General features: G+C 53.6%; 1 protein-coding gene and 1 pseudogene. Both read right to left on the bottom strand.

All coding sequences use genetic code 11. The features are described from left to right. Positions 1-241: pseudogene (locus ACU8YC_RS25215) on the bottom strand (formylglycine-generating enzyme family protein); the annotation flags it as partial. Beyond that, positions 241-731: formylglycine-generating enzyme family protein (locus ACU8YC_RS25210; protein ID WP_446895989.1), on the bottom strand; the 491-nt coding region annotated here is incomplete at its 5' end. The pseudogene ACU8YC_RS25215 and the gene ACU8YC_RS25210, both read right to left, overlap by 1 nt.

Here is a 731-nt window from a genome sequence, read left to right as displayed (position 1 = left end):
GCCTGACCTTATGCAGGTATTTATCATCCTGGTTCGAGCTGAAGGGCAGCTTTTCCCCAATCAGCGGACCGAAGTCCCCCATTAAAAACTCACCGCCCGCGACGGGAACCATATTATCCAGCGAGCGCTTCACCAGCGCCTGGGTGAGCTGCTGGTTTTCCGCACTGGAGCTGTTATCACAGCCAGTCAGCGCCAGCAAAAATATCCCCGGGGTGAGAAGTTTCAGAATATGCGCCGTCATCAGTTATTCACCACGCAGCGAAAAACATATTTAGGGGAAAATCTATGATCTTCTGCCTTACGCCCGTCAAAAAGCGGAGAAGGGAAATCTGACTCTCGAAACATGGTCAGGGCATACTGATAATCCCCGCCCGGATAGCCCCTCTGTACCTTCCTGTCGCCGCTCTCCGGTCCCTGCGGGTTATCAACCGGCGAGTGCGCATAGTAGTCCGCCGCATACCAGTCATTAGCCCACTCCTGGCCACTTAGTCCCATGTCATACAATCCCAGTGGATTGGGGGGATATTTCCCGACCGGGTAGATAGGTATCCCTACATCGTTCATTTTTGCTCTTTCATCAAAGGTGGGAACATTGACTCCGCGCTCTATTTTTCCGTTACTGGTGGCATAGGGCAAATACTGTCCCCGGGAGCGGGCCGCGTATTCCCACTGCGCCTCGGTGGGTAAATCCACCCGTTTACCCGACATTTTACCCAGCCACAGGCAGTAGT

The sequence above is a fragment of the Citrobacter sp. VF227 genome, assembly GCF_052950715.1.
Note: the sequence above shows the minus strand (reverse complement) of the source record. Positions and strands in the feature narration are given on the sequence as shown.